This is a genomic window from Aliirhizobium smilacinae (assembly GCF_006335145.1).
Taxonomy (GTDB): domain Bacteria; phylum Pseudomonadota; class Alphaproteobacteria; order Rhizobiales; family Rhizobiaceae; genus Neorhizobium; species Neorhizobium smilacinae.
Genome location: NZ_VDMN01000001.1, coordinates 924754 through 945210, shown reverse-complemented (window position 1 = coordinate 945210; position 20457 = coordinate 924754). Strand labels below are relative to the sequence as shown.

The 20457-nt window shown below is 59.7% G+C and carries 25 protein-coding genes; 6 read left to right on the top strand and 19 right to left on the bottom strand.

What is annotated here, in order from left to right; genetic code table 11:
* Positions 1 to 145 precede the first annotated feature (145 nt).
* Entirely contained in the window at positions 146 to 421 is a 276-nt protein-coding gene (locus FHP24_RS04605; RefSeq protein ID WP_139673505.1) for a hypothetical protein, read from the top strand.
* Positions 422 to 494: 73 nt separating this feature from the next.
* On the opposite strand, the gene FHP24_RS29185 is transcribed toward FHP24_RS04605, so the two are convergent.
* From FHP24_RS29185 to FHP24_RS04585, 5 genes are all read right to left on the bottom strand, one after another.
* A complete protein-coding gene (locus FHP24_RS29185) occupies positions 495 to 629 on the bottom strand; it encodes a hypothetical protein (RefSeq protein ID WP_281287389.1) in 135 nt (44 codons plus the stop codon).
* A gap of 42 nt (positions 630 to 671) precedes the next feature.
* Complete coding sequence (locus FHP24_RS04600) at positions 672 to 2576, bottom strand: ABCB family ABC transporter ATP-binding protein/permease (RefSeq protein WP_139673504.1); 1905 nt, start codon at positions 2574 to 2576, stop codon at positions 672 to 674.
* Positions 2577 to 2969: 393 nt separating this feature from the next.
* Positions 2970 to 3197, bottom strand: coding sequence for a hypothetical protein (locus FHP24_RS04595; RefSeq protein WP_139673501.1), 228 nt, complete (start codon positions 3195 to 3197; stop codon positions 2970 to 2972).
* 179 nt (positions 3198 to 3376) lie between these two features.
* Complete coding sequence (locus FHP24_RS04590) at positions 3377 to 4015, bottom strand: hypothetical protein (RefSeq protein ID WP_139673498.1); 639 nt, start codon at positions 4013 to 4015, stop codon at positions 3377 to 3379.
* Between the two features lie 558 nt (positions 4016 to 4573).
* On the bottom strand, positions 4574 to 6295 hold the full coding sequence (locus FHP24_RS04585) for a LysM peptidoglycan-binding domain-containing protein (protein ID WP_139673495.1): 1722 nt from the start codon (positions 6293 to 6295) through the stop codon (positions 4574 to 4576).
* A 170-nt stretch (positions 6296 to 6465) separates the two neighbouring features.
* Here FHP24_RS04585 and FHP24_RS04580 point away from each other — a divergent pair, with 170 nt between their 5' ends.
* Positions 6466 to 7071: an LOG family protein gene (locus FHP24_RS04580; RefSeq protein ID WP_139673492.1), complete on the top strand. Its 606-nt coding sequence runs from the start codon at positions 6466 to 6468 to the stop codon at positions 7069 to 7071.
* Between the two features lie 64 nt (positions 7072 to 7135).
* On the opposite strand, the gene FHP24_RS04575 is transcribed toward FHP24_RS04580, so the two are convergent.
* Positions 7136 to 7465, bottom strand: a complete 330-nt coding sequence (locus FHP24_RS04575; protein ID WP_139673489.1) for a DHCW motif cupin fold protein — start codon at positions 7463 to 7465, stop codon at positions 7136 to 7138.
* A 32-nt stretch (positions 7466 to 7497) separates the two neighbouring features.
* Positions 7498 to 8424: an EamA family transporter RarD gene (gene rarD / locus FHP24_RS04570; RefSeq protein ID WP_139673486.1), complete on the bottom strand. Its 927-nt coding sequence runs from the start codon at positions 8422 to 8424 to the stop codon at positions 7498 to 7500.
* A 191-nt stretch (positions 8425 to 8615) separates the two neighbouring features.
* Between rarD and FHP24_RS04565 the strand changes: the two genes are divergently transcribed.
* Positions 8616 to 9494, top strand: a complete 879-nt coding sequence (locus tag FHP24_RS04565; RefSeq protein ID WP_139673483.1) for a protein-L-isoaspartate O-methyltransferase family protein — start codon at positions 8616 to 8618, stop codon at positions 9492 to 9494.
* A 205-nt stretch (positions 9495 to 9699) separates the two neighbouring features.
* Positions 9700 to 10326 carry a pyridoxamine 5'-phosphate oxidase family protein gene (locus tag FHP24_RS04560; RefSeq protein ID WP_139673480.1) on the top strand — a complete coding sequence of 209 codons (627 nt, stop codon included), beginning with the start codon at positions 9700 to 9702 and terminating at the stop codon, positions 10324 to 10326.
* Here the strand turns inward: FHP24_RS04560 and FHP24_RS04555 are convergent.
* A complete protein-coding gene (locus FHP24_RS04555; RefSeq protein WP_139673477.1) occupies positions 10323 to 11231 on the bottom strand; it encodes a LysR family transcriptional regulator in 909 nt (302 codons plus the stop codon). The two genes, FHP24_RS04560 and FHP24_RS04555, sit on opposite strands and share 4 nt — an antisense overlap.
* 104 nt (positions 11232 to 11335) lie before the next feature.
* On the opposite strand from FHP24_RS04555, the gene FHP24_RS04550 reads away from it, so the two are divergent.
* Both FHP24_RS04550 and FHP24_RS04545 read left to right on the top strand, forming a co-directional pair.
* Complete coding sequence (locus FHP24_RS04550; RefSeq protein WP_246091600.1) at positions 11336 to 12235, top strand: alpha/beta fold hydrolase; 900 nt, start codon at positions 11336 to 11338, stop codon at positions 12233 to 12235.
* 136 nt (positions 12236 to 12371) lie between these two features.
* Complete coding sequence (locus FHP24_RS04545; RefSeq protein ID WP_139673471.1) at positions 12372 to 12953, top strand: hypothetical protein; 582 nt, start codon at positions 12372 to 12374, stop codon at positions 12951 to 12953.
* Positions 12954 to 12975: 22 nt separating this feature from the next.
* On the opposite strand, the gene FHP24_RS04540 is transcribed toward FHP24_RS04545, so the two are convergent.
* From FHP24_RS04540 to cysS, 11 genes are all read right to left on the bottom strand, one after another.
* Positions 12976 to 13293, bottom strand: coding sequence for a helix-turn-helix domain-containing protein (locus FHP24_RS04540; protein WP_139673468.1), 318 nt, complete (start codon positions 13291 to 13293; stop codon positions 12976 to 12978).
* On the bottom strand, positions 13290 to 13625 hold the full coding sequence (locus tag FHP24_RS04535; protein ID WP_139673465.1) for a type II toxin-antitoxin system RelE/ParE family toxin: 336 nt from the start codon (positions 13623 to 13625) through the stop codon (positions 13290 to 13292). Before FHP24_RS04535 ends, FHP24_RS04540 begins: the two co-directional genes overlap by 4 nt.
* A 68-nt stretch (positions 13626 to 13693) precedes the next feature.
* Positions 13694 to 15310, bottom strand: coding sequence for a citramalate synthase (gene cimA / locus FHP24_RS04530; protein WP_139676122.1), 1617 nt, complete (start codon positions 15308 to 15310; stop codon positions 13694 to 13696).
* A complete protein-coding gene (locus tag FHP24_RS04525) occupies positions 15307 to 15774 on the bottom strand; it encodes a GFA family protein (protein ID WP_139673462.1) in 468 nt (155 codons plus the stop codon). The genes cimA and FHP24_RS04525 overlap by 4 nt, the downstream gene beginning before the upstream one ends.
* Before the next feature lie 29 nt (positions 15775 to 15803).
* Positions 15804 to 16763, bottom strand: coding sequence for a prolyl aminopeptidase (gene pip / locus FHP24_RS04520; RefSeq protein ID WP_139673459.1), 960 nt, complete (start codon positions 16761 to 16763; stop codon positions 15804 to 15806).
* Entirely contained in the window at positions 16760 to 17251 is a 492-nt protein-coding gene (locus FHP24_RS04515) for a GFA family protein (protein ID WP_139673456.1), read from the bottom strand. The genes pip and FHP24_RS04515 overlap by 4 nt, the downstream gene beginning before the upstream one ends.
* Positions 17248 to 17757 (bottom strand): GFA family protein, encoded by a 510-nt coding sequence (locus FHP24_RS04510; protein WP_139673454.1) that lies wholly within the window; start codon positions 17755 to 17757, stop codon positions 17248 to 17250. Before FHP24_RS04510 ends, FHP24_RS04515 begins: the two co-directional genes overlap by 4 nt.
* Positions 17754 to 18248: a GFA family protein gene (locus tag FHP24_RS04505; protein WP_246091599.1), complete on the bottom strand. Its 495-nt coding sequence runs from the start codon at positions 18246 to 18248 to the stop codon at positions 17754 to 17756. The genes FHP24_RS04510 and FHP24_RS04505 overlap by 4 nt, the downstream gene beginning before the upstream one ends.
* A complete protein-coding gene (locus FHP24_RS04500; RefSeq protein WP_246091598.1) occupies positions 18245 to 18664 on the bottom strand; it encodes a type II toxin-antitoxin system VapC family toxin in 420 nt (139 codons plus the stop codon). The genes FHP24_RS04505 and FHP24_RS04500 overlap by 4 nt, the downstream gene beginning before the upstream one ends.
* Positions 18661 to 18921, bottom strand: coding sequence for an antitoxin (locus FHP24_RS04495; protein WP_139673450.1), 261 nt, complete (start codon positions 18919 to 18921; stop codon positions 18661 to 18663). Before FHP24_RS04495 ends, FHP24_RS04500 begins: the two co-directional genes overlap by 4 nt.
* Positions 18922 to 18978: 57 nt before the next feature.
* Positions 18979 to 20376, bottom strand: a complete 1398-nt coding sequence (gene cysS / locus FHP24_RS04490; protein WP_139673419.1) for a cysteine--tRNA ligase — start codon at positions 20374 to 20376, stop codon at positions 18979 to 18981.
* Between the last annotated feature and the right edge of the window lie 81 nt (positions 20377 to 20457).

Sequence of the window (20457 nt, the reverse complement as noted above, 5' to 3'; positions counted from 1 at the left end):
GGGCGAGGGGGTAATGTTGCCGCTGATCGTCCCGCCAACCCTGGTTCACGGCGATTTGCCACATAGAAAATGCCGTGTTTTGGCCGTAGTTTTGCAACGTAGCTGTAGTGCTGCCTGTGTATAGGTTTTGAAGAGGAGCAAAACCATGCAACGTGAACTCACCATCGAAGACGTATTATCCGATCCCCTGATTGCCCAGCTTCGCCGGGCAGATGGGATTTCGACGCCGGAATTTACGGAGCTGCTTCTTGCCGCTTCGCAGATTTACGGCGCCGATATGCGCAAAAAGACGCGCTCTGCGCATCGTGACGATCCCGCGTCGATACTTAACCGTCCGGACGGGCTGGATATCGCGCGACCGCAGGATGTGGCTCACGTGCGAACCACGCCGAAAGCAGGCGCGTCATGTATTGGCTGGTAAGAAAGAACCCGACAGATATTCTCCACAGCGGCGGGCCGGTCGCCCGGCGTGTGCCGCTTGGGGCGCTGGGATTTCAGATTTTTGCCGGATCGACGAGCCCGAGCCATGTCGTCAGCGCCAGAAGCGGCGAGCCCCAGAAGATGAGCACCAGCAGGTAAGCCACGACGAAGGTTCCTGCGATCAGCATTCGTCTGACTGAATAATTCATCCGGCGTCTCATCCTGTCTCCCGATCCCTTTATTTCGACTCGTTATTCCGCAGCAGGCGCGCCGCGTGTCACCACGCCGAGATCATCGCTCTCGCGCACTTGGCGCAGATGTTCTTCCGCCTGTGTTGCTTCCCGCTGGCGGTTCCACATCGAGGCGTAGAGGCCATTTTCAGCAAGCAGCCCGGAATGGGTGCCGCGTTCGGCAATCTCGCCCGCACGCAGCACGATGATCTCGTCGGCGCCGATCACGGTCGAAAGCCGGTGGGCGATGACCAGCGTCGTGCGGTTTTCGGAAACCTTGTCGAGTGCCGACTGGATCTCGTGTTCCGTCGTCGTGTCGAGCGCCGACGTCGCTTCGTCGAGGATCAGGATCGGCGGTGCCTTCAGCACCGTGCGCGCGATCGCCACGCGCTGCTTTTCGCCGCCCGAAAGTTTCAGGCCCCGTTCCCCGACCTTGGTTTCGTAGCCGTCCGGCAGTTGCTTGATGAATGTGTCGATCTGGGCGATTTCGGCGGCAGCCTGCAGTTCCGTCTCAGTGGCACCCGGTCGGCCATAGCGGATATTGTAGGCGACGGTATCATTGAACAGCACAGTATCCTGCGGAACCATGCCGATCGCCGCCCTGAGCGATGTCTGCGTCACGTCGCGCACATCCTGGCCGTCGATGGTGATCGAACCATCCTGGATATCGTAGAAGCGGTAGAGCAGCCGGGAAATCGTCGATTTGCCAGCACCTGACGGACCGACGATTGCCACCGTCTTGCCAGCAGGCACCTCGAAGGAAATGCCTTTGAGGATTGGTCGCTGCGGATCGTAGGAGAAGCGGACATCCTTGAAGGCGATGGCGCCCTTTTGCGGGCTGAGCGCATTGAGCGCGAGTGGTTTCGCATCCGCTTTGTCGACGACTTCCGCCTCGACTTCGAGAAGCTCGAACATCTGCTCGATATCGGTCAGACCCTGGCGGATTTCGCGATAGACGAAGCCGATGAAATTGAGCGGCACGGAAAGCTGCATCAGAAGCGCGTTGACGAAAACGAAGTCGCCGATCGTCTGTTCGCCGCGCTGGACGGCCATCGCCGACATGATCATGATGACCGCCTGGCCGAGGCCGAAAATGACGCCCTGGCCGAAGTTGAGCCAGCCGAGCGAGGTCCAGACCTGGGTTGCGGCCTTTTCATAACGCGCCATCGAGCCGTCGAAGCGTTTCGCCTCCATCTCCTCGTTGCCGAAATATTTGACCGTCTCGAAATTCAGCAGCGAGTCGATCGCCTTTGTATTGGCGTCGGTGTCGCTGTCGTTCATCGTCCGGCGGATCGAGATGCGCCAGTCGCTCGCCTTGATGGTGAACCAGATATAGGCTGCGACGGTGACGGCAGTGACAGCGAGATAGGCAAAGCCATAGGCCGCCCAGAAGATGATCGCTGTCAGGATGAACTCGATCAGCGTCGGCACCGAGTTCAATATGGTGAAGCGGACGATCGTCTCGATGCCCTTGGTGCCGCGCTCGATGATCCGCGACAGGCCGCCCGTCTTGCGCTCCAGGTGGAAGCGCAGCGAAAGCTGGTGCATGTGCACGAAAGTCTTGTGGGCAAGCTGGCGCACCGCATGCTGGCCGACAGAGGCAAACAGTGCATCCCGTAACTGGTTTAAGCCCACCTGCAGGATGCGGGTGAAATTATAGGCGATGACGAGGACGACGGCGCCGAGCAGGAAGGCGGGCAGGATGCCGGCCATATCCAGCTTGCCGTTCAGTGCATCGGTCGCCCATTTGAAGAAATAGGGAACCGAGAGAAGCACCAGCTTGGCAAGGATCAGGAAAAACGTTGCCCAGAGCACCCGCGCCTTCAGGTCGGCCCGGCCCGTCGGCCACATATAGGGCCACAGGTTGACAAGGGTTCCGAACGGATTGCCATCATCCGCGGAAACGATCTTCTTTTTATCTGGCATGCAGGGCTCCGGCGACGCGCGAAAGAGGCGCCACCCGGCAGATAGGCGGCAAAGGCTTTGGATGCAATGCGGAGTGGGGTGTTTCCTTAGGAAATGGTCAGTTGTGGCTCAAATGGCGGTTCCGGTTCGGCAGACTATCGTTCTTTTGAGACGGCGACTTTCTGGCTCGTTTGCGCTATTAGGAGGCGTTCTCTTCAGGTCGCTCGTGCGGCCTTGCTTGTTTCCCTTCCGGCTGAGTTTCGGCATGTGCGCGATCTGAAAACCCTCCTGGTCACAGGAGAAACTTGCCCACCGGAGAAGCCGGAATCCATATCATTCGAGACCGACTAATGACACAAAGGGTGTCGTCGGCCTCTGGGAGTCCCCGCAGGACTAGGTACATTGACGATGCCGTCATGGGAAGCTCAAGTCCAAACCGAGCGTACTGCTAAGCACGAAGGCGAAGAGCACCACGCCGAGTAGCGCCAGCGCGAAGACTGCGGCCATCTTTCCGCCCGTGCGGAGCAAGGCTCGCGTGTCCGCCTTCTCTCCCTGATCGTAATGCCACTTGATGGCGAAGAACATGGCAATGCCTAACGCGAGAGCCTTGAACGTAACGAAGACTATAGGGACCCAATCCATATCAAGGACTCTCATGTGCATCAGATAAGCGACTTATGATCTCTTATTAGGCAAATGCATACTTCTTGTTATGCAACGCTGATATGTGACAGCAAATGGCTACCTGCTGGCGAGTACCGTTTGGTTCAGGAATGACCGCTTGGGGCGGAAAGCAGCCGTCATCATGCAGTGCTTCCCGCTTAGGTGTTCGCCGCACTCGTCCAGCTCAGATAATAATGTGTCTCGCCGATCATGCCGAAATAGGCGCTTTTGCCGCTTGCCTTGTCGATATGGCTGGAATCGTCGTTGCGGACATAGCGTCCATAGGAGTCGCGCAGCAGGGTGTCGCGGAGAAAGCTGCTCCATTCCGACGTCGTGATGGAGGTGACCTCCCCGGACGTCGTGTCAGCATTTGCGATATCGCGGGCGATTATCTCCTCGCCGGTAACCACGTCGGTAACCGTCAGCCGGCCGGCCGCAAGTGCCGCCTGCATGGTCTCGGCCATGCCGGAAGTATCTGCGCTGGCCTTCAGCGTGTCGATTTTCTGCTGCAGCGCCTTCATGAAGGCATTCGACGAAATGTCGTCGATCGCGACATCCGTGTCCTGATCCGGGCTGTTGCCGGCTGTCGTTTGCGACAGCGATCCGAACAGCGACGACAGTTCGCTCTCATATCCGTAGTCGTCAACCTCATCGGCGGCTTCGGAATAGAACAGCCGCGAAAGCGAGGCGGCGGACGAACCCGGTGTCGGGTTTTCCGGATTGCCCGAAGTATCGTTGAAAGCCTTGAACGCGACCTGTTGCGGCCAGAGCCGGCTGGAGCTGATGCTGGAAATCATTTTGTCCTCGCGAAAAATATCGGCTTGGCGTCAATCGATTCGGCAGTCTCAATGGGGCGAGGGTCCCGCGGCTGGCATGCGCGAAGCTGATCATCGCTCGCAATTGCTCCGCAGCGCTGCAACGGGCAAACGGCGATAACCGCACCGGGAAAACCGGGTCGGTGAAGGAAGGGAAGGGGGCAGGCGGTGGTATTGGGGATTTGGTATGTCAGGCTTTCCGCCTGCCCCGGCCGCTTCGTCCGATCCTGCGGGACGTGTCAGTTCCCATCGGATCGCAGTCACGACCATCACCGGAAACCGAGCCGAGACCCGCTGAATGAGGAGGCCGGTTCGCGAACCCGGTTCCCATCCGATGACGGCACGATTATCGGCTTGATTGCACAGGCGGGGATGATGACGCGTGGGCGGAACGGCTAAGCCACTGGGATCGCGCCATAGATTTTCTTGCAAGGCCTCCCGTCATCCTCGCGTTCACCGGGGAAGCGCAATCCTGAAACACCAAGGCCGGCGATCCTGTCGGGACCGCCGGCCTTGGTAAATTCAATTCTGCAAGCCTGCTCAACCCTTGCGATGCTGCAGCCGTTCGCGGTGCAGCTCTTCTGAATCGGGGCGGAATTCTTCCGGAACGCCAAAAATCTGGCCGGGCTGGATGACGTCCGGATTGGCGATCTGTTCCTCGTTGGCGAGATAGATCGTCGTGTAACGCACGCCCTGACCGTAAGCGCGCCGTGCGATCTGCCACAGCGTATCACCGCGACGGATGATGACCGAGTTGCGGTCGCTCTGGGTGAGCGGTGCCTGCTCGATCGTACGTGCTCCACCGGTAGACGCCATCGTCTGCGGCGCGCCGCCGAACTGTTGTGCCAGAGCCGGCCCGACGGTTTCGGTGATCAGTTTCGTCAGATTGTCCAATGCTTCGCCAACGGCTGCCACGTCGCGGGGCAGGGCGTCGAGCACCTGCCGGGCGGCATTGGCATGGCCGGCGGTGACGCCGACAGCTTCGGTGGCGTTGATCGAGGCGCCCGCCGGCAGCCTGTATTCGGCAAGCGACTGTAGCGCGATACCAGTTGCCGAGCGGGCTGCCGCCATGCTTTCGAGCGAAGGCACCTTGCCCGCGTCATAGAGACCCTTGAGCAGCGAGAAGGCTTTTGCCACCTGTCCGCGCAGATTGTCAAAGGCACCGCCATCGACAGCCGTGACCGGGCTCACCGGCGAGGGCGACGCGATGGCCGCGACCTGATCACCAGCGGGCCGGTTGAACGGCACTTCGACGCGCACCAGAACCTGGCCGTTGCTGCCAAGCGCCTCGACGGCGATGCGATGATCGCCGACCGTCAGGTTGGCGTTTCCGTCGATGACGAAATGTCCGTCGCCTCCTGCCTGGGCCTGTCCGACGACCGAACCGTCGGCTGAGCCGCGAACCTGCCGGCCCGACCGGCTGATGCCGGCGATGAAAATCTTGGAGCCTTCGATTTCGACCGCGGTGATCTGCAGCTCGCTCGACATGGCGGGAGCGGCTGCGATCGGAGCGGTTGTACCCGCCGCAGGAGCGGATGCGACCTTGCCGGAACCCTGGGGAGCCGGTGTCGTGGCAGGAGCTGCGGCGCCGGCTGCAGCGGCCGCAGGCAGGCTGCCGGCCTGGGCGGATGCGACCTTGTTGGCCTCTTCCGGAACCGCGATCAGGCGGCTTGCCTTGCCGGGCTTCGTCACCATAGCGAGAAGCTTGCCGTTTTTGTCGGCAGGTACGGAAACGGTGGCGATCTCTTCCGAAGTGACGACCTTGCCGTCCTTGCTCGTTGCTTTCAGCACGATCTGGTGATCTCCGGGCGGCAGCGGCTTGTCGAGCACGGCGGCAAAATCGCCGCTCGGGCCGACCTCGACCTTGGCGATGACGGAAGTGCCGTTGGTGATCTCGAGTACCGAATTGGGTGCGGCATGGCCGGCAATGACCGCGGAGCCGTCAGGCTCGACGCGAAGCACATCGAATGTCGGCGTATCCGCTGCGGCATTCTCGGATGCAGGAGCCGGTGCTGCCGGGCTTGTCGGCGCGGGTGCAGCCTGATTGGCAGAAGAAGGCACCGTCGCCTGCGGCTCGACTTTTGCCGTCTCCTGAGGCTTGTTGCCCTCGGTCACGGCATCCTTCACCGCGTCGCCGGCAGCATTGATCGCAGCTGCTACCGGCTTGCCGTCGTGATTGATCCTTGGCATGACAACGAAGATCATCAGCAGCGAAGCTATTGCAAGTACAATCAGGGCGAGCCAGCCGGCACGGTTCTTCATCGTCTGTTGCCTCATAGGGCCTGTGTTTCCGCTACTTTACCGATTAGCGGTTTCCATCATTCTTAACAAGCTTTTCACATCATAAAGCCTTGCTCTTGCGGGATTTTCCCGTCAATTTTGCGTTTTGCGACGGCTTTGTCGCAGCCTGAAAATGCCGAACGGAGAAAACTGTGCCAATACGATCCATCTGCGTCTACTGCGGTTCCCAGCCCGGCCGTGATCCCGCCTATCTCGCCGCCGGCCGCGCGCTTGGAAAATCGATCGCCGCACATGGCCTTCGGCTTGTCTATGGCGGCGGCACCAAGGGCATCATGGGCGCAGTCGCTGCGGGCGTCTTGTCGAATGGCGGCCAGGTGACCGGCATCATCCCCGAATTTCTTGTCGACATGGAGGCGACGCGCCATTCGCTCGGCCAGCTCAACGAGTTGATCGTGACAAAGGACATGCACGAGCGCAAGCATAAGATGTTCGAACGCTCCGACGCCTTCGTCACTTTGCCGGGCGGTATCGGCACGCTGGAAGAGATCGTCGAGATCATGACCTGGGGCCAACTCGGCCGCCACGAAAAGCCGATGGTGTTTGCCAATATCGGCGGCTTCTGGGATCCGATGCTGTCGCTGGTCAATCACATGCGCGATCAGGGCTTCATCCACCGCGCCCATCTCGTCCAGCCGCTGGTCATTGCAGATGTCGACGATATCGTCCCAGCGATCCTCGAGCGCGATGAGATCACGGCATCGTCCAAGGGGGAAGAGGGCGTTATTTCGAAGCTGTGAGGTGTTTCAGGTGTGTTCGTCGTCATCCTCGGGAGAAGCCCGAGGATGACGACGAAATTGGTCTTCAGTCGACGATGAAAAGCTTCGCGCCGGTCGTGGTCGAGGAACGATGTGGCTCCGCCTTATCGGCAACCTGATAGCTCATGCCGGGCTTCAGCACGAACACTCTTCCATCATCCAGTTCCGTCGTCATTTCGCCTTCGAGGCACAGAAGGATATGGCCTTTCTCGCACCAGTGGTCGGCAAGATAACCCGGCGAATGCTCCACCATCCGCACCCGGATGCCGCCGAAATGGCGGGTTCGCCAGGTCGAATGTCCCGTTTCGCCCTTGTGCTCGGTCGGCTCGACGCTCGACCAGTCGGTCGTGCCGAAGGGAATGTCTGACATCTGCATGAAAGTTCGTCCTTGAAATCAGCAATAAGCAATCAGCGGCCGCGCAACTGGCGAAGCATGGCAATGGTGTAGAGCGCCAACGCTGCCCAGATCAAGACGAAACTCATCAGCTTGGTCGTGCTCAGCGGCTCGCCGAAAACGAAGATGGCGATCAGGAAAATCATCGTCGGCGCGATATACTGCATGATGCCGATGGTCGACAATTTTAGCAGTTTTGCGCCGTTGGCATAGATCATCAGCGGGCCGGCGGTGACGATGCCGGAAAGCGCCAGCATGCCCATGTCGAAATGGGTTCCACCGAAAAAATGCCCCTGTCCGGTGGCTTCGAGCCAGATCACATAGGGCAGCATCGGAATGCTGATCAGCAGCACTTCCAGAAAGAACCCCTGATTCGGCCCGATCGGCAGCGTTTTGCGCAGGAGCGCATAAATGCCCCAGGTAAAGGTCAGCGCCAGCGATACCCAGGGAAGCCCGCCGGCTCCCCAGGCCAGAATAGCGACCGCCACCACAGCGAGCCCAATTGCCGCCATCTGCAGCGGCGAGAGCTTTTCCTTCAGGATGACGGCGGCAAGAAAGATGCTGAACAGCGGGTTGATGAAATAGCCAAGAGCGGCATCGAGCGCATGTCCCGCGGCGACGGCCCAGACATATACGCCCCAGTTGGCGGTGATGAACGCGGCGGTGACACAGGCCATGCCGAGCATGCGCGGGTTCTGCAGTGCCGCCTTCACATCCTTCAGTCGTCCGAGGATGACCAGCACGATCCCGGCCACCGGCACGGACCAGAGTGCCCGGTGCGCCAGCACTTCCATCGCCGGAAGATGGCCGACCGCCTTCAGATAGAAAGGCAGAAAACCCCACAGCAGATAGGCCGTCAGACCGAAGGCGAAACCGCGCGGCGTGTCTTCGTTGACGGCACCCGGGTTGCTGACGGGCGGCGCGGCGGTTTTTGTGGCCATGGTGTGTTTCCGGCATTCTTTTGTGATTGTTCAAGCGCAATTACAGGATCGTGCCATGAGCTACCAATTCATTTCGTTGAACCTTGCATTGAGACAACTCATCCGTCCTGCCACTATGGCGCGAATTGGTCATCGCTACGTCATGGCGATGAGAGCACAACCGAAGCGGATGACGGCCAGAAGGAGATGAAATGAGTTTTGAGACTGAGCCTGCCCATCGCCGCAACTATGCGCTCCAACTGCTCGCCAAGGCGGGGATCGACAGCAACGAACGCCTGCTTGCCGCCTTCGCCCGCGTGCCGCGCGAAGATTATGTCGGCCCACCGCCCTGGATATTCAACGATGTTTTCAGCGCCGAGTATCATCAGGTCGCATCCACCGATCCGGTGGTTCTATATCAGGACGTTCTTGTCGGTCTCGATACGGAAAAGGGCATCAACAACGGCTCTCCCTCGCTGCATGTGGCGGCCTTGCACGCATTCAAGATCCGCGAAGGCGAGACTGTTGTGCACATGGGCGCCGGCGCCGGGTATTATACGGCGATCATGGCGGAACTCGTCGGTCCTTCGGGGCGCGTGATCGCGGTGGAATACGACGCTTCGCTCGCGGAACGGGCCAGAGCCAATCTCTCCTCCTACGACAATGTCGAGGTGGTGCGCGGCGATGCAACCGAGTGGCCGAGGGAGACGGCCGATATCATCTACGCCAATTTCGCCCTCGACCATCCGCCGCAGGCCTGGATCGACAATCTTGCGCCATATGGTCGGATGATCTTTCCGCTGGGCATTCCCGCCATGGACAACGGCAAGCGGTCGGGCTTTACCCGTTATGCCGCTTATCTGATGATCGACCGGCAGGCCCAGGGTTTTGGCGCCCGTTTCCTGCAGACGGTCTCCTTCATCTGGGGTGAGAGCAGCAAGCCGGTGCCGGCAGGTCGGCATGCCGGATTGGAAACCGCATTTCGGGCTCGCGGCATGCGCAAGGTCAGAAGCCTCCGCTGGAAAAGCTCGCCGACAGATCAGGAGTGGTACGGCGAAGAAGATTGGGGTCTGTCCTTTGATGAGCCTTGAACTGTGACGTTTTCCTGCCCGCGCTGTTCTTTTGCCACACCGGAGCCGAACACGTGATGCCAAAATCACCTCTCCATTTTTTGGGGAGATGATCTCCGAAATGAACTGATTATGGCGTTGATTGAAAGGATGCATAGTCCTCTCCAGCAAGCCGAACGAGATTGCAAGCGATTGTCGACGGCTCACCTTTCTGAAGGAGAACGCCATGTCCTACGGATTTCTGGATATCGCCTCGACACCGGCCGTGCGGGCAGCGCAGGCCGAAATGGGCGTCGATCAGTTCTGGTCGGATTTCGGCGGCGACCGCACGATGGACCGCTTTACCGAAGGCGAAAAGGCCTTCATCGCCGAACGCGACAGCTTTTACATGGCCTCGGTTTCCGAGACGGGCTGGCCCTATATCCAGCATCGCGGCGGTCCAGCCGGCTTTCTCAAGGTCGTTGATGACCGCACACTGGCTTTCGCCGATTACCGCGGCAATCGCCAGTATATCAGCACGGGCAATCTGGCCGCCAGCGACAAGGCCTGCCTGTTCCTGATGGATTACCCGCGCCGTGCCCGGCTGAAGATCTATGCGCATGTCGAAAAACTGGCGCTGGACGAGGACCCGGCCATCACTGCGCTCGTCGCCGATGCCGGTTATCGGGGCAGGGCCGAACGTATCTTCAGGATACGGCTTGAAGCTTTCGACTGGAACTGCCCGCAGCATATCACGCCACGCTTTACCGAACGGGAAGTCGCCGCAGCGGTTCTGCCGCTGAAGGAACGTCTGGCGGCACTCGAAAAGGAAAATGCCGAATTGCGGGGAAGGGCAGGGGCTGGGAAAGCCTAACTGCCGATCGGGAAGACCGCACGCAACCTGGGCACCGCGAAATCGAGAAAACTGCGCATCTTGAGCGGCATCTGTCCGCGCGAGGCATGCAAAAGACTGACCGGAACCGGCTCCTGTTCATACTCCGCAAGAATGATCTGCAACTCACCAGCTTTCACCGCATCGGCGACTTGGTAATGGAACAACCGGATGACGCCTGTGTCGCGGATAGCCGCCCGCAATGCAGCTTCGACCGTGGTGACCGACAGGCGAGGAATGGGGGAGATCGCCAGCGGGGATCGTTCCTCCGGGTCGCGAAACTGCCAGCCGGGTTGGGATAACGGGGTCTCGATCGTGATCGACGGGAAACGAGAGAGATCCTGCGGGCCTGCCGGAGTGCCCTGTGCCTCAAGCAACCGCGGACTGGCGCAGACCACCATCCTGACCGAACCGATCGATGTCGCGATCATCGAACTGTCCGGCAGTCTGCCGATGCGTACGGCCATGTCGATATGATCCTCGACCAGCTGCAGATTCCGGTCCTGCAGCAGCAGACTGACGTCGATCTGCGGAAACTGCGCGAGGAAATCGGTGACGACGGGCAGGACATGCAGCTGGCCGAACTGGATCGGCGCCGTGATCACCAGCCTGCCTTTCGGCTCGGTGAACTCGCCGGCAGCTTCCCGCTCCGCCTCCTCGACCTGCTCGATGATCCGCCGGGCAGCGGCAAGATAGGTGGCACCTGCATCGGTCAGATCGATCTTGCGGGTGCTGCGGACAAGTAATTTGGCGCCGAGCGCCGCTTCGAGATCGGAAATTTTGCGGGAAAGCGTGGTGACCGGAACATTGAGCGAGCGCGCGGCGGCGGAAAAACTGCCCCGGTCGGTCACCTCGATCAGCATCGACATGGCTTCTATGCGGTCCATCGTCTTCCCGTTCGCCGGCCATCGCCGGGCACTCATGTCACTGGCCGAGATTTTGGCCAGCGTCGAAACTTTCGAATGTAATGTCAACCGCTTGGAGAAATGAAATGACTGACGTGAAGATTGCCCGCCCTGTACCGGTTACCGTGCATCACCGCACCGCCACCGTCGATGGCGTCAACATATTCTATCGCGAAGCTGGCCCTGCAGATGGCCCTGTCGTCCTGCTGCTGCACGGTTTCCCAACCTCGTCGCACATGTTCCGCAACCTGATCCCGTTGCTCGCTTATCGTTACCGCGTTATCGCGCCGGATTATCCGGGTTTCGGCTACAGCGACGCGCCGGACCACAAGGCATTTGAATACAGTTTCGCCCATTATGCCGATCTGGTGGATGACTTGCTCGGACAGATCGGGGCGAAGAGCTACGCCATGTATGTGATGGATTACGGCGCGCCTGTCGGCTACCGCTTGGCGCTCAAGCATCCCGAACGGGTGACGGGGCTGATTGTGCAGAACGGCAATGCCTATGAGGAAGGGCTGAAGGAATTCTGGGATCCGATCAAGACCTATTGGGCAAGCGGATCGCAGAGCGACCGCGAGGTGCAGTCGGCGCTTCTGACGCTGGATGGGACAAAATTCCAATATACCGATGGTGTGAAGGACCTGTCCCGTATCAGCCCCGACAACTGGCTGCAGGATCAGGCTTTGCTCGACCGGCCCGGCAATAACGATATCCAGCTCGATCTCTTCTACGATTACCGCACCAATGTGCCGCTTTACCCGCAGTTCCAGGCCTTCTTCCGTGAGCATCGGCCGCCAACGCTGATCGTCTGGGGCAAGAACGACTTCATCTTCCCCGCAGACGGCGCGCATCCTTATCTGAAGGATCTGCCGGACGCGGAACTGCATCTCCTCGACACCGGGCACTTCGCGCTTGAAGACAAGCTCGACGAAATCGCGCCGCTGATCCAGGATTTCCTCGATCGGACATTACTCAAGAGATAGGCCTTTGTTTTCGGGCGGCGTATATCGCGTCGCCCGAAAGCCGTTCCGGTTGTCGTGCCGATACGCTAGCATCGTACAAGAGCGTGGATGGCACGACGGGGCAAGATGCACCGGTGGCAATCGGAAGAGGGTGAGCATGGGTATTCGGGGTATTCTGTATTTCATCGTGATCGCGTCAGCCCAAACCCTGGCCCTCGGGCAATTGGCCCAGGCGCAGGAAACCCGCTCCGCAGATCGCGACGGGGCGTCGGATTACGACCAGACCCTGAACGATCTTCTGACACAGAGCATCGTCCAGGATCTTGCCTCGGTGCGGAGCGAATGCATGGCCGCTTCTCCGGTCTACCGGCTGGATTGCATTCGCCAGGGACTTGAATTGACCTCGCGACGGACACCCTATCATGGCGATTACGGCCCTATGCGTGACGCGCTGAGATCGGGTGCCGTATCTGTCGCGCCGATCATCGAGGCTCATGCCGACGACGACCAAGGCAGGCTGGAAGTCAAACCCGGCAGCAATCCACGCTTCAAGACACGACGTTATTATGCGGCCACCAAGGCGGGCAGCTATAACGACACCAAGGCCGACGCTTTCAAGGCGCTAGACGCCACCCAGTCGCGCCTGCTCGATATCGGCAAGCGCACCGCCGCCTGGAACAAGGCCTACACGACAGTGTCGATCGCGGTCGCGTCGCTGGCGGATGTTTTGCGGAAGTGAGAAGCTCGCGGCAGATGAGTTTTCAAGCGGCTGCGCTGTTATCCGTGGCCGAGGTTTTGGAGATTTTTATGGTCACGCGTCGGTCAAGCGCATTCAGCACTCTGACCAACCTGTCTATAGTAAAGCGTCCAAGATTTGCGTTTCTGATGCGAGACAGATCTGCGGCCGTGACACCGATGAGCTTTTCGCCTTCGCGCACTGTCAGTTTGCGGCGATCAAGTGTTGCGATGATCTCGGCGGCAAGCCGGGCTTTGATCATTTTGGTATCGGCATCTGGATCGCCAAGGTCGGCATAGATATTGCCGCTGCCCCTGACGATGGCGAAATCCTCGTCGCTCATCGCAGTATCTCCTTCAGTTTTGTCAGCCGGGCTTTGATCAACTCGATCTCTCTTTGCGACATGGCAATGCCTTTCACCGATTTTTTCTGAAAGGCGTGAACAACCCAGATGGCATCACCAAGCTGGACCGCATAAATTGCGCGATAGGCACCGCCTCGGTAAGGGAGAGCAATTTCGAACACACCCGATCCCAAACCTTGCATCGGCTTAACGATGTCTGCCTTTTGACCCATGCTGGCGATCGCGAGAGCATCTTTTATGCGGTTCTGAGCAACCCCCGGAAAAGCTCCGAAGTCTTTCAGCGCCGCCCTGACCCACGCGATCTCCCTCATGAGGAAATGTTGTCATATTTGACAATATTTGGCAAACATGGACTATTGCTGATTCAAGGTTCTCGGCCTCACTCCGCCGCAATCCTGCCCGCCAGTTCGCGGTTTTTCATCAGCTTGTAGATGACCGAATCCATCAGCGCCTGGAACGAGGCGTCGATGATGTTTTCCGAGACGCCGACCGTCCACCAGCGTACGCCGCTTCCATCGGTGGATTCGATCAGCACGCGGGTGATGGCTTCGGTGCCGCCGTTCAGGATGCGCACCTTGAAATCGGCCAGAACGAGATCGTCGATCTCGTTCTGATATTTGCCGAAATCCTTTCTGAGCGCCAGATCGAGCGCATTGACCGGGCCGTCGCCTTCCGCCACCGACATATGGTTCTCACCGTCGATAACGATGCGTACCACCGCTTCTGACACCGTCTTTACCCGACCAAAACTGTCAAAGCGGCGCTCGACCATCACTCGGAATCCGTCGACGGCGAAAAATTCAGGGATCACGCCGAGCGTGCGTCTTGCCAGAAGCTCGAAACTGGCATCGGCGCCCTCATAGGCATAACCGGTCGCCTCCCGTTCCTTGACGATCGAGATCAGCCGGTCGAGTTTCGGATCATCCTTGGCGACATCGATACCTCGACGCTTGAGCGCATTGATGAAGTTCGACTTGCCGCCCTGGTCCGAGACCATCACCTTGCGGAAATTGCCCACGCTTTCCGGCGTCACATGTTCGTAGGTGCGCGGGTCCTTGAGCAGCGCCGAGGCGTGGATGCCGGCCTTGGTCGCGAAGGCAGACGCGCCGACATAAGGCGCCTGATGGTTCGGCGAACGGTTGAGCAGCTCGTCGAAGGCATGGCTCAGGCGCGTCAGCCCCGAAAGCCGCTCCGGGTCGATTGCGGTCTCGAAGCGGGAGGCATAGGCCTGCTTGAGACAGAGCGTCGCGATCAGCGTGATCAGATTGGCGTTGCCGCAGCGCTCGCCGATGCCGTTCAGCGTGCCCTGTACCTGACGACAGCCGGCCTCGATAGCCGCCAGCGAGTTGGCGACCGCCTGTCCGGTATCGTCATGGGCATGGATGCCGAGCGAGGCGCCGGGAATACCCGAGGCGATGGCGGCCGAAACGATTTCGGTCACTTCGCCCGGCTGTGTGCCGCCATTGGTATCGCACAACACGATCCAGCGGGCTCCGGCGTCATAAGCGGTGCGGGCGCAGGCAAGCGCATAATCCGGATTGGCCTTGTAGCCGTCGAAGAAATGTTCGCAGTCGACCAGCGGTTCCTTGCCGGCAGTAAGCGCTGCCTCGACGCTGTCGCGGATGGAGGCGAGGTTTTCCTCGTTGGTACAGCCGAGCGCGACGCGCACGTGATAATCCCAACTCTTGGCGACGAAGCAGACGGCATCGCTTTTCGCCTGCAGAAGCGTGGCAAGACCCGGATCGTTGGAAGCGGAAATGCCGGCCCGCTTGGTCATGCCAAAGGCGACGAATTTGGCTTTGCTCGTGCGCTGTTGAGAAAAGAAGGCGGTGTCGGTCGGATTGGCGCCGGGATATCCGCCTTCGACATAGTCGAAGCCGAATTCGTCCAGCATTGCCGAAATCGCGATTTTGTCCTCGACCGAAAAATCGACGCCGGGCGTCTGCTGGCCATCGCGCAATGTCGTGTCGAAGAGATGGATGCGGTTTCGGGTCATGGTCTTGGCCATTCTGTCGTATCGTGATCTGGATGCTGGAAAGGGCGGCGGCGCTCTATCTGTTCGGGCGTGGCGATGCTTGGCCTTTCAGGCAAGTGGGCCATGGCCTCAAACCAAGGCATGCGGTTGCCGACGAAATACTGCTTCTCCGGCTCGATGGCCGCCGGGGCGTCTAGACTGCCGATCGACAGGTCGATCGTATCGTCACCGGTCGCCTGGAAGCTGAGAGGTGTGCCGCAGGCGGCACAGAAGCCGCGCTCGGCGGCTTCTGAACTGCGATAGAGAGCCGGACGCCCGCGTGTCCATTCGACATCGACCGCCGAGACGGTAAAGAACGGCCAGACCACCGATCCGACGGCCTTCTGGCACATGCGGCAATGGCAGATCGCCCGATCGGTAACTGGGCCGATGATCGCATATCGGATGGCGCCGCATTGGCAGCCGCCGGTCAGTCTTTCGCCCATGTTTTCCTCCCCTCCTTTCCGACTTCGGTCTACACTTTCCCCGCAAACCTGTCCGTCGCGCGGATCAGCTGGTCGGTAATCCCCGGTTCGGAGATCGAATGTCCCGCACCCTCGATGATATGAAACTCTGCGTCCGCCCACACCTTCGACAGCTGCCAGGCATATTTGAGCGGGCAGGGCATGTCGTATCGACCGTGGACGATAACGCCGGGAATACCTGCAAGTTTTGTCGCATCGCGCAAAAGCTGGCCTTCGACCAGCCAGCCGGAATTGATGAAGAAGTGGTTTTCGATACGGGCAAAGGCGAGAGCGAAATGATCCTCGTCGTGTTTCGACGCAAGATGCGGATCGGGCAGAAGCGTGATCGTTGATCCTTCCCAGACGCTCCATGCCTTGGCGCAGGCGATCTGCTCGGCGCGGTCGGTGCCGGTCAGACGGCGATGATAGGCGGCCATCATCTCGTGGCGCTCATTTTCCGGAATGGGGGCGACGAAGTCTTCCCATTTATCGGGAAACATTTCCGAGACGCCGAACTGGTAGTACCAGTCGAGTTCGGGCCTTGTCAGCGTATAGACGCCGCGCAGCAGAAGCTCGCTCACCCGTTCAGGATAGGTCTCGGCATAGGCGAGTGCCAGCGTCGAGCCCCAGGAACCGCCAAAGACCTGCCATCTGTCGACACCCAGCATGTTCCGCAGCCGTTCGATATCGGCCACCAGATGCCAGGTCGTATTGGCTTCCAGATGGGCATGCGGGGTCGAGCGACCGCAGCCTCGCTGATCGAAGAGAAGGATGTCGTAGAGCGTCGGATCGAACAGCCGCGACTGGATAGAGGTAATCCCGCCGCCCGGTCCGCCATGCAGGAAGACGACGGGTTTTGCGCCCCTCGTGCCGTGCCGTTCCCAATAGATCACATGGTTGTCGCCGACATCGAGCGTGCCTGTCTCATAGGCTGTGGTTTCAGGATAAAGCGTACGCAATATGTCGGTCACAGGTGCAAGCCTTTCTCGGGCCAGTTTTCCGTATCGTGGTCAGGATGCTGGAAGGAGATGATCTGCTCCTGCCGGGCGTAATAATTCGCATCATTGTGCGCTGGAGCGTCGAAAATCTTTTCCACCCAGGGCAGCCTGAAATTGTGGTTCACCTGAACCTGCGGCGCCAGATCCTCACGCTCGTCGAAAGCGCCGATGGCGATGTCGAGGCTTTCCGGCGTGCGGTAGGTGAGCGGCGTGCCACAGTTCTCGCAGAAGCCGCGATCGATATTGACCGAGGACTGGAAATACTTTGGCTCTCCACGGGTCCATTCGACGCCATCCGTCGGCGCACTCACGAGCGGACCGAAAAAGCCGCCAAAAGCCTTCTGGCACATGCGGCAATGGCAGATCGAGGCGCGACCGAGCTTGCCGTGAATCCGGAAACGGACAGCGCCGCACTGGCATCCGCCGGCCCTCGAACCGTCTGGTTTTGTCGCTTCAGTCATGCATCGTCCTCCTTGGTGGCTGCGCCGATGGCAGGAACCGGTTTCCATGTCTCTGTGTCGTGGTCGGGATGCTGGTTGGAGACGATCTCGGCGAGAAACGGAGCTTCCGCGATATCATCCATCGTATGATGTGCCGGCAGCGCGCCCAAATGATCGACGAACGGCACTTTCGCCTCGATGCCGTACTGGATCGAGGGTGGCAGCGCCGACGGTTCGTCGAGCGCACCGGCCGAGACGGCAATCCCGTCGCTGGCCTCGTAGGAAAGCGGCGTGCCGCAATTGCCGCAGAACCCGCGGCGCACGTGGTTGGACGATTGGAAATATGTCGGCTCGCCGCGGGTCCAGCCGAACTGCGCGCCACGCGTGGAAATCAGCGGGGCGTAATAGGCGCCGAAGGCTTTCTGGCACATCCGACAGTGGCAGATCGACGATTGGCCCGGTTTGCCCTCGATACGGAAGCGCACCGCGCCGCATTGGCAGCCGCCGGTATGGAGATGATGGGTCAAATCCACAGCTCCGATCCTTTTTGCGGCCAGTGTGCGGTTTCATGATCAGGGTGTTGCCGGCTGGTGGCGGCGATCTCCGCACGCTGTTGCGGTGTCGTATCCATGCCGGCATCGTGACGCAGACCGTCAAGCTCGCCGAACCAGGGCATCTTGCGGGCGAGGTTGGTCTGCATCTGTGGCTTGACGTTTTCGGGCGTGTCGAGCGAGCCGAGCGTTATGCTGATATGATCGTGCCCACCGTCATAAAAGAGCGGCGTGCCGCAGTCGCGGCAGAAGCCGCGGCGCGCGCTGTCGGAGGACTGGAACCATGCCGGTTCGCCGCGGGTAAGCTTGAAATTCTCGTGCATCACACCGCCGAACGGCAAAAAGTAGCTGCCCGCCGCCTTCTGGCACATCCGACAATGGCAGACATGCGGAAAACCGATCTCGCCGGTTGCGCGGTAACGGATAGCGCCGCATTGGCAGCCTCCGGTGTGGATGATCTGTGTCACGAAGCGCTCTCCTCCAGCCAGTTTTCGACCTTCAGGCCTTCAACCCGTGAAAATTCGCGGACATTGTTGGTGACCAGCGTCAGATCGAGGGAGCGCGCATGAGCGGCGATGAAGAGGTCGACGGGTCCGATCAAGGCGCCTTTAGCGGTTAGATCACCGCGGATCGACGCGTAATGGAACGTTGAAACATCCTCATACGCTGCGACAGCCAACCGCCGGATCAGAGCCTCGACAAGATTTGTAAGTCTCGGCGAGGCTCGTTTTTGGGCTCCGTAACGAAGCTCGGAGGCGACCAGCGTGCTGATACAACAGGCCGAACTGACATCCAGCATGCGGTGCGCAACGGCACCGTCCGGATGACGGATGATCTCGGAGGCAATATTCGTGTCGAGCATGTAGCGCCAAGCCGTTGTCACCGGTCGGCATCCTTGAAGATGTCGGTTTCTTTCATCGGCTGCTGATCTTCATCCACATCGGGAAATTCTTCATCCCAAGGTTCGATGGTTGCCAGCCATTCGCGAAAATCGTCTTTTGGCCCGACCGGCTCAATCACGAGCCGATCACCCTCCTTGCGCATGACGGCTTCTTCCCCCGCCATTTCGAATTCAGCCGGAATAACCACCGCCTGGGCACCGCCGTTGCGGAAGAGTTTAACGTGATGCTCTGCACTCATGCCTTCCTCCTTCGACTTTCAGTTGCAGCATAGGGCCGGTTACCCGGACGCGGCAAGCTACCGCTTGACCTCCCAGGTCGTCACCCGTTCGCCCGTCGCCTGATCCTTGCCGTCTTTCAACTGGATGCCCTTGGCGGACAGTTCGTCGCGGATCTTGTCGGCCTCGGCGAAATTCCTTGCCTTCAGCATTTCCAGTCGCATCTGAACCAGCGCATCGACGGCATCGGCAAGCGCCTCATCTACTTCGGTCTTTTTCGGCAACACACCGAGAAGGGCTGCACTTGCCGCAAACATCGGCAGAAGCGTCCGATCGGCATTGGCTTCCTGCGCCAGCGCGTGGATACGCTGTACGGCGGCGACCGTGTTCAGATCGTCGGCCAGCGCCTCGAACACGATCGGGCAGGCCTCCGTTCCGGCAGGAATTTCGGACGGATCAACGGCCGGCCACTTCGCGAGAAGGCGTTCGGCCTCCTCCAGCCGTTTGATCGAAAAATCGATCGGCTCGCGGTAATGCGTCATCAGCATTGCCAGACGCAGCACTTCGCCCGGCCACGTGCGGCCGCCGAACGTGTCTGTCTCCAGCAACTGGTTGATGGTGATGAAATTGCCGTCCGACTTCGACATCTTGCGGCCTTCGACCTGCACGAAGCCGTTATGCATCCAAACGTTCGCCATCACCTGCGTGCCATGGGCGCAACGGGACTGGGCGATCTCGTTTTCGTGGTGCGGGAAGATCAGGTCCAGCCCGCCGCCATGGATGTCGAACACTTCGCCCAGATAACGGCCGCTCATGGCCGAGCATTCGATATGCCAGCCCGGGCGACCACGACCCCAGGGGCTTTCCCAGCCGGGCTCGTTATTGGACGAGAGCTTCCACAACACGAAATCGCCGGGGTTTTTCTTGTGCGCATCGACGGCCACGCGGGCGCCGGCCTGCTGCTCGTCGAGCGGGCGCTTGGAAAGCTGGCCGTAATCGGTCATCGACTTCGTGTCGAACAGCACTTCGCCTTCCGCCACATAGGCATGGCCGCGGGCGATCAGCTTCTCGATGATTTCGATCATCTGCGCAATATTGTCGGTGGCGCGCGGCTCGATCGTCGGCTCGAGGCAGCCGAGGGCGGCCACATCCGCATGGAACTGTTGCGCCGTCTTTTCCGTCACTGCATGAATGGCATCATTGAGGGGCAGATGCGGAAAATCGCGCAGCGCACGGGCGTTGATCTTGTCGTCGACGTCGGTGATGTTGCGCGCATAGGTGACGTGGGCAGCGCCATAGACATGATTAAGCAGCCGGAAAAGCACGTCGAACACGATGACCGGGCGGGCATTGCCGATATGCGCGAAATCATAGACCGTCGGGCCGCAGACATACATGCGCACGTTATCGGCATCGATCGGCTGGAAGGCCGATTTCTCGCGGATCAAGGTATTGTATAGCTTGAGCGTGGCGCTCATCGAAAAAATCTCCCAACGTCAACAAGGCATGCAGCGACCGGTACCGGACCGGGGCGTTTGTCTTCAAGGCTTTTCGAGAGA

Bases quoted from the DNA above. Each gene is read 5' to 3' on its own strand.
- FHP24_RS04605 (WP_139673505.1), top strand. From the start codon at position 146: ATGCAACGTGAACTCACCATCGAAGACGTATTATCCGATCCCCTGATT.
- FHP24_RS29185 (WP_281287389.1), bottom strand. From the start codon at position 629: ATGAATTATTCAGTCAGACGAATGCTGATCGCAGGAACCTTCGTCGTG.
- FHP24_RS04600 (WP_139673504.1), bottom strand. From the start codon at position 2,576: ATGCCAGATAAAAAGAAGATCGTTTCCGCGGATGATGGCAATCCGTTC.
- FHP24_RS04595 (WP_139673501.1), bottom strand. From the start codon at position 3,197: ATGGATTGGGTCCCTATAGTCTTCGTTACGTTCAAGGCTCTCGCGTTA.
- FHP24_RS04590 (WP_139673498.1), bottom strand. From the start codon at position 4,015: ATGATTTCCAGCATCAGCTCCAGCCGGCTCTGGCCGCAACAGGTCGCG.
- FHP24_RS04585 (WP_139673495.1), bottom strand. From the start codon at position 6,295: ATGAAGAACCGTGCCGGCTGGCTCGCCCTGATTGTACTTGCAATAGCT.
- FHP24_RS04575 (WP_139673489.1), bottom strand. From the start codon at position 7,465: ATGCAGATGTCAGACATTCCCTTCGGCACGACCGACTGGTCGAGCGTC.
- rarD (WP_139673486.1), bottom strand. From the start codon at position 8,424: ATGGCCACAAAAACCGCCGCGCCGCCCGTCAGCAACCCGGGTGCCGTC.
- FHP24_RS04565 (WP_139673483.1), top strand. From the start codon at position 8,616: ATGAGTTTTGAGACTGAGCCTGCCCATCGCCGCAACTATGCGCTCCAA.
- FHP24_RS04560 (WP_139673480.1), top strand. From the start codon at position 9,700: ATGTCCTACGGATTTCTGGATATCGCCTCGACACCGGCCGTGCGGGCA.
- FHP24_RS04555 (WP_139673477.1), bottom strand. From the start codon at position 11,231: ATGGACCGCATAGAAGCCATGTCGATGCTGATCGAGGTGACCGACCGG.
- FHP24_RS04550 (WP_246091600.1), top strand. From the start codon at position 11,336: ATGACTGACGTGAAGATTGCCCGCCCTGTACCGGTTACCGTGCATCAC.
- FHP24_RS04545 (WP_139673471.1), top strand. From the start codon at position 12,372: ATGGGTATTCGGGGTATTCTGTATTTCATCGTGATCGCGTCAGCCCAA.
- FHP24_RS04540 (WP_139673468.1), bottom strand. From the start codon at position 13,293: ATGAGCGACGAGGATTTCGCCATCGTCAGGGGCAGCGGCAATATCTAT.
- FHP24_RS04535 (WP_139673465.1), bottom strand. From the start codon at position 13,625: ATGAGGGAGATCGCGTGGGTCAGGGCGGCGCTGAAAGACTTCGGAGCT.
- cimA (WP_139676122.1), bottom strand. From the start codon at position 15,310: ATGACCCGAAACCGCATCCATCTCTTCGACACGACATTGCGCGATGGC.
- FHP24_RS04525 (WP_139673462.1), bottom strand. From the start codon at position 15,774: ATGGGCGAAAGACTGACCGGCGGCTGCCAATGCGGCGCCATCCGATAT.
- FHP24_RS04515 (WP_139673456.1), bottom strand. From the start codon at position 17,251: ATGACTGAAGCGACAAAACCAGACGGTTCGAGGGCCGGCGGATGCCAG.
- FHP24_RS04495 (WP_139673450.1), bottom strand. From the start codon at position 18,921: ATGAGTGCAGAGCATCACGTTAAACTCTTCCGCAACGGCGGTGCCCAG.
- cysS (WP_139673419.1), bottom strand. From the start codon at position 20,376: ATGAGCGCCACGCTCAAGCTATACAATACCTTGATCCGCGAGAAATCG.